The organism is Flavobacterium nackdongense (assembly GCF_004355225.1).
In the GTDB taxonomy this organism is placed as follows: Bacteria; Bacteroidota; Bacteroidia; order Flavobacteriales; family Flavobacteriaceae; genus Flavobacterium; species Flavobacterium nackdongense.
The window spans coordinates 2,357,861-2,371,129 of the sequence record NZ_CP037933.1; the positions used below are offsets into that span (position 1 = coordinate 2,357,861).

The 13,269-nt window shown below is 39.8% G+C and carries 2 protein-coding genes; both read right to left on the bottom strand.

What is annotated here, in order from left to right:
* Positions 1–72 precede the first annotated feature (72 nt).
* On the bottom strand, positions 73–3,510 hold the full coding sequence (locus tag E1750_RS10130; protein WP_165698033.1) for a T9SS sorting signal type C domain-containing protein: 3,438 nt from the start codon (positions 3,508–3,510) through the stop codon (positions 73–75).
* Positions 3,511–4,041: 531 nt separating this feature from the next.
* Complete coding sequence (locus tag E1750_RS10135) at positions 4,042–13,260, bottom strand: HYR domain-containing protein (protein ID WP_133276661.1); 9,219 nt, start codon at positions 13,258–13,260, stop codon at positions 4,042–4,044.
* Positions 13,261–13,269 lie beyond the last annotated feature (9 nt).

Here is a 13,269-nt window from a genome sequence, read left to right on the forward strand (position 1 = left end):
TTGAATTAGAAATCCCACTAACAACTGCTTTATAGTTACTAGTGGGATCAATTTTACTTTAAAATCTGGTTTTTAATACATTATTTTTTCAGTACTAATGCTTCCGTTTTGTAATGTTGTTTTAATGATCAAGGTTTCGTGACTTGCTTTAAAATCTGTTAAGAGAAACTCGCTACTGTTGATGCTGTCTTTTTGATAAAGTTTTCGTCCGAGCAGGTCGAAAATGATTACTTTATCGATAGTTTCACCAAAGGAACTGACTTTAATTTGTTTGTTTTTGACTGAAACCAAAACAGTTTTTTCAGTAGCATCAAAATCAGTGGTTCCGAGTGTTTTATTGGTGTACCGCAGCACAAAACGATCGTCAAAGGTACCGGCAAGCGTACTGAATGTATACTTATCGTTTTTTAAATTAATGGTTGTATGGGTTAATTTATCTTCAAGGTATACGTCTTGATTGGCTAGTTTTCCGTCGGTTTCGTCAATGTTTATTGTAAAAGTTCCGGCTACTGCAATTCTATACCCTAGAGACACCTCATCATTTTCATCAAATGGTAGAGCGCGTCCTTGAATGGTTAGATTCTTGTCCTCGTTTATACTATAGAAATCCAGAAAATCATTGCCATCGAAACTTTCGCCATCATACAATTTGTCCCAAGTATTGGTAGCACCTGTTATGTATCCTACTAAAGTCTGTTTGAACGCTCCTTGTTCATTGGTTAAGTTTAGCCAAACTCGATGTTTTTCAATAGTGGCGTCTGTTTTGGCTTTAGGATTTTTAGTTTTATAAAAATTAGAATTATTCAATGGATTTCCCGAACCATCTAATCGCATTGCGTTTGTGAACGTAACTGTACCGCCGGCTGTAGTGCTAGTTGTGAAAAAACTTTGGCCTGCCGCAATTTTTCCTGTTGGTCTATTAGAAACTACTTCTTCTCCACTATCCAAAATTCCATTTCCATTAATATCATTAAAATTCCCAGAGGTTCCAACTCCTCCTGATAAAGTATAGGTGGCATAATCATTGCCAGAATATGCATAAACTCCAGTTCCTGGATCAGGTGTCCCAATTGCAATTGGGGTGTTGTGTGTCCAGAAATAAAGTGTTCCGTCTATAACAGTACTATTTGCTAATATAAATTTATCTGCATCTATCGCAGATGGATACGGATTCCCTATAAGATTAGACGATGCAGCTCCAACAACCGGAATAGTTTTAGTTCCATTATTAGGGACTCCATTAAATGTAAGAGTACCAAAACCTACTGGGGGACCTGATGGCGGTGGTACACCTCTGATGGCATAGCCTTTTCCAACTATCATCGTGGTTGCTGACGGGACTTCCTGAACCCAATCTGTTCCGTTAAAAGACAAAAACTTGTCTTGTTTTGTTGTAGGAGATAGTGCTAATAAATTTTGCGAGACTACCGGAGATGACCAATATGTATAATCCATTTCGCCACCAGTGTAATTTCGCTTGTAGGATATGTTTCCTGCATTGGTTACGGTATTTATTTGCACCAAACTTGCCGAATCTTCGAAGGTGATTGTTCCACCATTATTGGTTACTTTGTCTGTCACTTTTAGGGTGTTGCCGCCATTTACAGTCAAACTACCGCCTGAATTTACAGTTATAGTATTGGCTAAGGCTATTTTACTAGTATCATTTACAATTGGTTTGAATGTTGTACCACTTGGGATCGTTATATCAGAAGCAGCTGTTGGAATACTACCACAAGACCAGTTTGTAGCTGTAAACCAGCTAGAACTGGTTGTGCCAACCCAGGAGTTGGATGAAGATATAGTTACATTTGTTGGTGCGCTATTTGCGATAGCACAACTCCCGCTTTGAACTACAGCTCTAAATTGTGTTGTCGATGTCAAAGCTCCTGAAGTATAGGTTGTTGCAGTATTAGCAATATCGGTCCAAATAGAAAATGGACTTACAGACGATTGCCATTTAACTACAGTCCCTGTTTGTCCTGACAAGGTCAATAAGCCACTTGTATTTCCCGAACAAATTGTCGTTCCGCCTGTTACTGTTCCACCAACTGAGGATAGATTTAAGCTTACACTGATCGTATTTGAAGAGGAGGAAGTTCCACAAGCATTATTTGACCTAACTCTATAGTAATAGGTTACCCCTGAACTTAGACCTGTGACTGTATAAGAGTTAACATTTCCTATATCTAAATTATTGTATACTCCCACAAAACTAGTAAATGCATTAACTGTTGATACGTCCAAATAGTATCTCAAAACATTAGTTTGCGAGTTCCAATTCGCATTAAACGTATCGCACCCAACACTCGTAGCAGAAATTGCAGTAGGAGTTGCTGCTGTACTAGCATTAACATTAACAGTTGCTATCGACGAATATACAGAGGGACAACTACCGCTTTGAACTACCGCTCTATAAACTGTCGAGGCGCTTAAATTAGAAACTAACAAAGTAGGGCTTGTGTTTGTAATTGAAGAAACTGTAGAAAAATTATTAGTGGAAGATTCCCATCTCAAAATATTTCCAATTTGACCATTTAATTTTATTGTAGTAGAATTCAGTCCAGAACAAACTGTTGTCAAAATTGGAGTTAATGCACCTCCCTCTGATCCCCAATTCAGTGTTGCAGTATTACTGTTTTTAGTGCAAGATCCTTGTTTTACTTTAACTCTGTATCTGTAATTATTAAAAGAATTATTTACATTGCTAACAATCAACGTATTAGTATTGTTTCCGCTATAATTTATTCCATTAATTACATCAACCCAACCTCCTCCAGCATTAACTTGCCAAACAAAAGTTGGCGAACTAATTGGACTTACTGCTACAGTAAAACTTGTTGATGTAGCTCCCGTACATAAAGCAACGTCTTGTGGAGTAGTTAAGGAAAATGACGTACAAGTGCCCCCGTATATTACTTCGTTAATCAATCCTCCTAAAACAGGATCTGTTGGTAAATTTCCAGCAACTACGCCAGAACCTACAGTCCCCGGCCCTATACTAACTGTTGCATTTGGGTTTACTGGCCATAATTCTCCTTCACCTGAAGTACCTCCCCCTGTAATTGTTATTAGACCAATAAAATCACCTCCCACAGCAATCCTTCCGTTTCCTTGTAGAGTAGACGTGTCTGAACTAATAAAATCACCAGCAATAATTGCGTATGCCTTCCAAAAATCTGTAGAACCATTATTATAATAATCCCCAAAAACCTTAAGAAAAACATCCTTATTACTTTCCAAATCTAAAGTTCCGCCTATATTTACGACAACATTATTTGTAACTCCTACAGTGATGGTGTTATTTCCTGTACGTAATGTACCATTAACGGTTAATGAATTAATTGAAATAGTAGTATCGGCATTTATTAAAACCGTAGCAACACCTGCAATCACGACATCGTCAATCGAACTTGGAACTGCACCCCCAACCCAAGTTGAACCTGAATTCCAATTACCTCCTGCCCCAGTACTAGTAATTGTAGCCCCAAACGATACTGTTTGAAACATAACAAAAAAAGCCACTAATATCCAGCGACTAGCTTTTGAAGGTTGTGATGTGTATATAGAATTTATTAAGGAATGGAAGTAGGTTGATAAATTCATAGGGGTAACTTGCCTCGTTTTTGATGGGGAACTATTGCCAATCTGCATTAAAAAATAAATAAATTTGGGAATTCAATCCTTTAAAAAAACAAAGGTACTTTCTAATTTATTTCCCTAAAAATTTATTCGGTGAAGCGCCATTTTAGTCGTTAAAGCACTATGCTTTGTCAATGAAATGCGGTCCATTGAAGACAAATACTGTTAAAAAAATTGAAAGAAATATGGTTGAATATATTTAAAGCAAAAAAAATATGGCAATAAGCGGTTTATATTAAAAAATTAACCCTGTCAGGGAATGAAACACTGACAGGGCTTTTGGGTTCTTTTTGAATATTGTTATTGCTTTAAAAGATTCCATCTAGATTCGCACAGTTATTCCCCATCGAATGAGGACATCTACAATTTTCAAGTGGTCAAGCAAGGTTTCCACTGCTATTATTTGACAATAATTTTCTTGCTGAAATCGCCCTGCGTGGTTTTGATTTTAACCACATAAATTTCGGTAGGCAAGTTCTTAATTGGAATCTGAATACTAGTTTGCTCCCTACCTTTTACATCCCAAGAGCTGATTTTTTGACCGGATAAACTGTACAGTGTCACCGAATTCACGGTGGCGTCCTGAAGGGTGTTTCGAATAATTAAAGTTTTATAATTGTTCGAATATAATGCAATAATTCCGTCGTTAACCACCACTTCATCTATGCCTAGCGTTTTATCGGTATAACGCAAAACAAAACGATCATCAAAGGTTCCTGCATCCGTGGTGAATGTGTATTTTCCTCCTTTTAGATTATGAATTGTATTGTTCAATTTATCTTCAATAAACACCGGTTGATTTAATAGTAAACCATCCACTTGTCCAATGGCTACTGAAAAAGTTCCTCCGACAGCTACGCGATATCCAAGAGGTATTTCATCATTTTGATCAAATGGCAAGGCTCGTCCTTGAATGGTTAAGTTCTTATCTTGAAGAATACTATAGAAATCAAGGAAATCGTTTCCATCATAACTTTCGCCGTCAAATCGTCCTTCATAGTCGTTAGTCGCCTCAGTAACATAACCCACAAGTGTTTGCTTGAAAGCACCTTGAGTATTAGTTAAGTCTAGCCAAATGCGGTGTTTTTCGAGAACATAAATTTTCGCTTTTGGATTTTTTGTTTTGTAAAATTGAGAATTGTTTCCTGTAATTGTTCCTACTCCTACTCGCATGCTATTATCGTAAACAATCATAGGACCGCTTGGCAAAGTGACTTTAGACCCTCCGAAGAATCCTTGGCCTGAGGCAATTTTCCCTGAAGGAATATTATCGTTTATTCCCGTGAACGGAGTAAGACTACTAGGTGCTTGAGCTTTTGTAGAAACACCACCTGTCCGATTATAGGAAGCATAGTCATTTCCTGAATAAGCATATACTCCAGTGCCCGGATCAGGTGTGCCAACAGCTATTGGTGTATTGTGCGTCCAAAAATATAGCGTTCCGTCGAGCACATTTTGATTGGTGTCTAAGAAAGCATCTGCATCTAAAGCTGATGGGTATGGATTTCCTAAAAGATACGATCTATCAGCAATAATTCCTGAAACGGCATAAGGTCCATTATTAGGCACACCGACAAAAGGTGCTTCATAAAACGCAGGATTATTAATAGTGAAATTTTGCGGGCCACGAATGATATAACCTACCCCAGGAACCATAGCCGTAGCTGCTGATTCTTGTTTCCAATCATTTAAATTGGAATTAAAGGAATAATACTTGTCCACAGAGGTATTCGGCGATACACTACCTAAAGTATGAGGCATTACTGGAGTAGACCAATAGGTATAATCCATTCTTGTGATTCTGGTGGTATTGCGTTTGTATGTTATGTTTCCAGTATTTGCAACATTATTTATTTGCACCAAACTGGAGGAATCTTCAAAAGTTAGTGAGCCGCCTAAAACTTTAACTTCATTATTTAGGGTTACAGTTATACCTGAATTTACAATTACATTACCTGAATTTACAGTACATGAACATCCCGCTAAATCAGCAGTGGCCGTAAATCCTGTATTGAAAACAAGGTTTTGTGTTCCAATTGTTGGCGGTGGAGTGCCCAAAGACCAGGATCCTGCCGAATAGGTATTGATAAGTGGAGTCACTGTTATTGTAGCAGAATATAGAGTTATTAAAGTTGCATTTTTAGCGCGAATTCTATAATATAAAGGACCCGTTGGCATACCTGAAACAACAAATGACAAGACATTACCCACATTTCTATCTTGATATCCCGAAATGAAAGAGGCAAAATTACTGACTGTAGATACATCTAGCAAATAAGCAGTAGCGGCAAATGTTGCAGGCCAATTAGCAGTAAATCCAGTACAGTTCAAATCTGTAGCAGGAGAAACTAGAGGATTATAGGGAATCGGTGTTAAAGGGGTTAGCTGCGATCTTGGAGAAGTGCACAAGGCAACTACTTCAAATTCATAATTTCCATTAGATAGTCCAGTTAGTGTGTATGGAGAACCTGAACCGCTAATGGTTGTTGTTACTCCATTTTTTATTTGATTTAGCACCCAATTCCCCGATGGTAAATCCCCTAATGTTATGGTTCCATCGTTATCAGCAAATGTTGGTAAAGTATAAGAAACAATTGTTGGTCGTAATGGAGTGCCTGGCTGCACGTTTATTACCACATTTGCTGAAGGCAAGGAAGTACAAGTTCCATTTGACACGGTAAAATTGTATGTTCCTGCAGTTAATCCAGAAATTGTTGTACTAAAACCTGTTCCAGTCGTTGTTGCACCTGAAGTGCCAGTCCTTGTTAAAGTCCAAGTTCCAATGGCAGGCAAACCGCTTAATAAGATACTTCCTGTAGCAGTAAAACAATCGGGTTGGGTGATTGCAGCTACTGGGGGTGTGACTTCTGGGAGAAAAGTAATCTGTCTAGTCAAAGCCGTAGTAACAGTACAAGTTGAGGCTGAAGAAGTAAAAATGACCTGCACTTTGTACGCTGCTGATTGTGCTGGAGTACCGTTTAATATGTTTAATGTTGCCGTTGTAGCTCCTGAGTAATGAACTCCATCAACCACAGGATTCCATACTCCTGAAGCTACAGAACTTTTCCATTGATACGAAACAACCGATCCCGGAGGTGGGGCAGATGTTGAAACGGTATAGGAATAATTGGTTCCATAACATTGGGTAACATTTGTTGCAGACGGAGAAATTCCAGTGACTTCATTTACTAAAAGTGTTGCTACGGAGGAAGTTATACTACAACCGTTACTATTAGTAATTATAACTTGGTATTGTGTTCCACTAGGAGACATTACACTACCTACATTTTGGAGCCGAATTTCACCAGGACTAGGATAAGAAACATTTCCCTCAGCTGGAATGGTGCTAAAAACAGCCTCTGCAGGTAATTTTCGTTGCCATACATAAGTCAGTCCTGAGCCTGATGCTAAAGCTTTAAAAGTAACTATATTTCCTTCGCATTCTAACTCTGTAATAGGCTGTGTGGTAATAATTGGCAAACCATTTATCGTAACAGTAAATATACAATTGGAAACATTTCCAGCTGAGTCCGTAGCTTTCCATGTAACGGTTGTTGTACCTACATTAAACGCAACTCCGTTTAGGCTTGTTCCAGTTCCCGTTGTACTTCCTGATAAAGTATAAACTAGTGAAAAGGTGCAGTTGTCTGTTGCCAGTGCATTCCAACTTGTACCGACTTTTGTATATGAAGTTGCATTATCTGCGCATAAAGATGCAGGATTCGTTGGACAACTTGTGAAAACGGGTGCCAGATTGTCCACCACCGTTACTATTGAAGTACAGGTAGCACTATTTCCTGAAATATCTTTGACCGTTAAAATTACGTTATTAGCCCCCAAATTTGAACAGTTAAAAGTGGATTTGTCAATCGTAACAGATTGAATAGAACAATTATCTGTACTACCATTATTAATCATAGACTCAGTGATGGTTGCCACTCCAGCAGAATTAAGATAAACAGTGATTGGTTTACAATTTGCAGTTGGTGGAATATTATCAGTAATGTTAGTAATAACTGTTGCAGCACCGATACCTTGACCATTGTCTGGTGGGCTGCTTATAACATTGGCTGTATTGCTTACTGATAGCAGTGAACTACAACTAGGCACCACTGTAATAATTTTTTGAACCGTATTTTGCCCAGCTCTTTTTTTAGTTAAAGATCCAACATTCCATCTAATTGAATTGCCAGTTTGTATACCTCCGCCATTATCAGTTATAGAAAGGGATGCTGGCACTAGGTCATTAATAACTACATTTGTAGCATCGTCTCCGTTACTGTTGTTTACCACTGTAATTTTATATTTAAAGGGTACTCCTACAATAGCATTAGTGATGTCTACTCCGGTTGTATTGTCAATTGCCACTTTAGAAATCTCTAGCTGTGAGCCATTGTCGGCCGGCGGTTGGTTTCCATTATATTCATAGGTGTAAGCATCCGCTGAAACAGAAGAGTTTGAACATAAATTACTAGTTGCAATAAGCACTGTATGATTATAAACCCTAGGTTGATTACCTTGTACAGAAAGTTCTAATTGAAAAGTGTAATTCCCACCCGCTGAAATCATTGGAGTGGAAGTAATTACAGCTCCTCCCATCGTAAGAAATCGTACGTCCATTGTTACATCCATCGGATCAGAATCTGCAATGTATGACAAATTGAATGAATCAGATACTAAGCCAACATTTGTAACTGTATAAGTGTACAGAACTAACGACCCCGTAAATTTCTTAACAAAACCCGATGCAAAGCTAGGATTGATGCTCACATTAGGAACAGGATTTACTAGTACAGTTGTCGTTTGTGAAGCTGTACATCCATTCCCATTAATAACGGTCAGCGTATAAGTTCCAGCTGCACCCATAGATACATTGGGAATACTAGGATTTTGCGAAGTAGAACTAAATCCCAAAGGACCAACCCAAGAATAAGTTGGAGTTCCAAAGGCACCCGATGTAATATTGCCAAATAATTTTAATGTATTACCTGCACAAACCACGCTATTAGAGGTGGCAGTAATTGCTAGACTTGATTGTACAGTTACAGTTGCGTTGCAACTCGAAGAATTCCCAGCAGCATCTGTAATTGTTAATGTTACTGTATTGGCTCCAATATTGCTACAGTCGAAATTCGCTTTGCTGATGGTTCTCGTAAAAGAACAATTATCCGATGATCCGTTATTAATATCAGTTGCTAGGAGTGTGGCGTTTCCCGCAACATCAAGATTTAATGTAAACGGTTTGCAAAGAGCTACAGGAGCAATTGCATCAACAACGGTAACCGTTGACGTACAAGAATTTACGTTTCCACTGGTATCTGTGACGGTTAATGTTACTGAATTCGTTCCTAAATTGGCACAATTAAAAGTAGTTTTGCTAGCCACCAAACTAGCGATACCACAATTATCTGTTGAATTATTATTGATGTCAGCAGCTGTTATGCTTGCAGTTCCAAGGGCATTCAAACTAACCGAAATATTTTTACAGATAGCAGTTGGTGGTTGATTGTCGACTACGGTCACTGTTTGTGTTGAAGTCGCAATTAAGCTAGCTCCATCTGTGGCGGTCCAAGTTACTGTGTTTGTCCCTTTTGACAAAGTCGCTGGTGAACGAGTTACGGTTACCGTTGTACAATTGTCAGCAGCCGTTGGAGCTGTTAATTGCGAACTAGCATAGGTACAAACGCCTGGGTCAGCATTAACGGTGATATCTGTTAAGGTTGCTATGGTTGGTGGTTGATTGTCGACTACAGTCACTGTTTGTGTTGAAGTCGCAGTTAAGCCAGCTCCATCTGTGGCGGTCCAAGTTACTGTGTTTGTCCCTTTTGACAAAGTCGCTGGTGAACGAGTTACAGTTACCGTTGTACAATTATCAGATGCAGTTGGTGAAGTTAATTGCGAACTAGCATAGGTACAAACGCCTGAATCAGCATTGACAGTTATTGCAGCCAATGTGGCTATGGTTGGTGGTTGATTGTCGACTACGGTCACTGTTTGTGTTGAAGTCGCAGTTAAGCCAGCTCCATCTGTGGCAGTCCAAGTTACTGTGTTTGTCCCTTTTGACAAAGTCGCTGGTGAACGAGTTACAGTTACCGTTGTACAATTATCAGATGCAGTTGGTGAAGTTAATTGCGAACTAGCATAGGTACAAACGCCTGAATCAGCATTGACAGTTATTGCAGCCAATGTGGCTATGGTTGGTGGTTGATTGTCGACTACAGTCACTGTTTGTGTTGAAGTCGCAGTTAAGCCAGCTCCATCTGTGGCAGTCCAAGTTACTGTGTTTGTCCCTTTTGACAAAGTCGCTGGTGAACGAGTTACAGTTACCGTTGTGCAATTATCAGATGCAGTTGGTGGAGTTAATTGTGAACTAGCATAGGTACAAACGCCTGAATCAGCATTGACAGTTATTGCAGCCAATGTGGCTATGGTTGGTGGTTGATTGTCGACTACGGTCACTGTTTGTGTTGAAGTCGCAGTTAAGCCAGCTCCATCTGTGGCAGTCCAAGTTACTGTGTTTGTCCCTTTTGACAAAGTCGCTGGTGAACGAGTTACAGTTACCGTTGTGCAATTATCAGCAGCCGTTGGAGCTGTTAATTGTGAACTAGCATAGGTACAAACGCCTGAATCAGCATTGACAGTTATTGCAGCCAATGTGGCTATGGTTGGTGGTTGATTGTCGACTACAGTTACTGTTTGTGTTGAAGTCGCAGTTAAGCCAGCTCCATCTGTGGCAGTCCAAGTTACTGTGTTTGTCCCTTTTGACAAAGTCGCTGGTGAACGAGTTATAGTTACCGTTGTACAATTGTCAGCAGCCGTTGGAGCTGTTAATTGCGAACTAGCATAGGTACAAATGCCTGAATCAGCATTGACAGTTGTTGCAGCCAATGTGGCTATGGTTGGAGCTTGATTGTCGACTACAGTCACTGTTTGTGTTGAAGTCGCAGTTAAGTTAGCTCCATCTGTGGCAGTCCAAGTTACTGTGTTTGTCCCTTTTGACAAAGTCGCTGGTGAACGAGTTACGGTTACCGTTGTACAATTATCAGATGCAGTTGGTGGAGTTAATTGTGAACTAGCATAGGTACAAATGCCTGGGTCAGCGTTGACAGTTATTGCAGCCAATGTGGCTATCGTTGGAGCTTGATTGTCGACTACGGTCACTGTTTGTGTTGAAGTCGCAGTTAAGCCAGCTCCATCTGTGGCTGTCCAAGTTACTGTGTTTGTCCCTTTTGACAAAGTCGCTGGTGAACGAGTTACGGTTACCGTTGTACAATTATCAGATGCAGTTGGAGCTGTTAATTGTGAACTAGCATAGGTACAAACGCCTGAATCAGCATTGACAGTTATTGCAGCCAATGTGGCTATGGTTGGTGGTTGATTGTCGACTACAGTTACTGTTTGTGTTGAAGTCGCAGTTAAGCCAGCTCCATCTGTGGCGGTCCAAGTTACTGTGTTTGTCCCTTTTGACAAAGTCGCTGGTGAACGAGTTACAGTTACCGTTGTGCAATTATCAGCAGCCGTTGGAGCTGTTAATTGTGAACTAGCATAGGTACAAACGCCTGAATCAGCATTGACAGTTATTGCAGCCAATGTGGCTATGGTTGGTGGTTGATTGTCGACTACAGTTACTGTTTGTGTTGAAGTCGCAGTTAAGCCAGCTCCATCTGTGGCGGTCCAAGTTACTGTGTTTGTCCCTTTTGACAAAGTCGCTGGTGAACGAGTTACAGTTACCGTTGTACAATTATCAGATGCAGTTGGTGAAGTTAATTGCGAACTAGCATAGGTACAAACGCCTGAATCAGCATTGACAGTTATTGCAGCCAATGTGGCTATGGTTGGTGGTTGATTGTCGACTACGGTCACTGTTTGTGTTGAAGTCGCAGTTAAGCCAGCTCCATCTGTGGCAGTCCAAGTTACTGTGTTTGTCCCTTTTGACAAAGTCGCTGGTGAACGAGTTATAGTTACCGTTGTACAATTGTCAGCAGCCGTTGGAGCTGTTAATTGCGAACTAGCATAGGTACAAATGCCTGAATCAGCATTGACAGTTGTTGCAGCCAATGTGGCTATCGTTGGTGGTTGATTGTCGACTACAGTCACTGTTTGTGTTGAAGTCGCAGTTAAGCCAGCTCCATCTGTGGCGGTCCAAGTTACTGTGTTTGTCCCTTTTGACAAAGTCGCTGGTGAACGAGTTATAGTTACCGTTGTACAATTGTCAGCAGCCGTTGGAGCTGTTAATTGCGAACTAGCATAGGTACAAATGCCTGAATCAGCATTGACAGTTATTGCAGCCAATGTGGCTATGGTTGGTGGTTGATTGTCGACTACAGTTACTGTTTGTGTTGAAGTCGCAGTTAAGCCAGCTCCATCTGTGGCTGTCCAAGTTACTGTGTTTGTCCCTTTTGACAAAGTCGCTGGTGAACGAGTTACAGTTACCGTTGTACAATTGTCAGATGCAGTTGGTGGAGTTAATTGCGAACTAGCATAGGTACAAACGCCTGAATCAGCATTGACAGTTATTGCAGCCAATGTGGCTATGGTTGGAGCTTGATTGTCGACTACGGTCACTGTTTGTGTTGAAGTCGCAGTTAAGCCAGCTCCATCTGTGGCGGTCCAAGTTACTGTGTTTGTCCCTTTTGACAAAGTCGCTGGTGAACGAGTTACGGTTACCGTTGTACAATTATCAGATGCAGTTGGAGCTGGTAATTGTGAACTAGCATAGGTACAAATGCCTGAATCCGCATTGACAGTTATTGCAGCCAATGTGGCTATGGTTGGTGGTTGATTGTCGACTACAGACACCGTGAAACTACAAGATGCAGAGTTACCGGCAGCATCTGAAGCTATATAAGTCACAGTAGTAATTCCTTTATTAAATACTTGAGTCCCTAAATAATTAATTCCAGTAGCAGGCGAAATTCCTGTTGTCGCACCAGTTAATTCCCATGTCAGTTTGTTAATGAAACAATTGTCACCAATTGTGGGATTTTGTGTTACGATACTTGCTGAACATAATCCTGAATCAATATTTTGAGTAATATTCGCTGGACAACTAATTGTTGGACTTGTTATTGTAAAATTTGCCTTAAAATTTGACCCGAAATTACTAATGAATTTTGTTGCTTCACAAGTTGAAGTACTCGAATTTGAACCTGTATATTCATAATAGATTTCAAGAATATAATTGTTTGGGCCCAGACCGCTAATGAAATCAATATTTAACGAATAGTCTTTCCATTTTTGGTCACCGGTATTGCAAGTACCGACGCCATCAGCAAAAACACCGGATGAACAATTAGAACCAAAAGGAAGGATAATAAAATTAAAACTTCCTGAAGGTGAAGCACTAGTTGGATAAACTCTCCAATAAATTTTAGCACCGCACACATTTGCCGAAATGTTTTTCCAAGTTTTAATTTCCCCAGCCGTTATTTTAGCACAAGGGGAATTGGCACCAAAAGTCCCTAAGTTTGCGTCTTGGAAAGGGGTTATTCCAATATCACCAGTAGTATTGTATATTGAACCATTAATCCGTATTCCAGAGGCAAATTGACCAAAGTCTTGAGCAAAACAAATACAATAGCTGAAAAATAATAGAATGAAGAAGTAAAAATTTTTCATAGCAACTTA

Excerpts from the sequence above, each read along its gene's own strand:
- E1750_RS10130 (WP_165698033.1), bottom strand. The coding sequence starts at position 3,510 with ATGTTTCAAACAGTATCGTTTGGGGCTACAATTACTAGTACTGGGGCA.
- E1750_RS10135 (WP_133276661.1), bottom strand. The coding sequence starts at position 13,260 with ATGAAAAATTTTTACTTCTTCATTCTATTATTTTTCAGCTATTGTATT.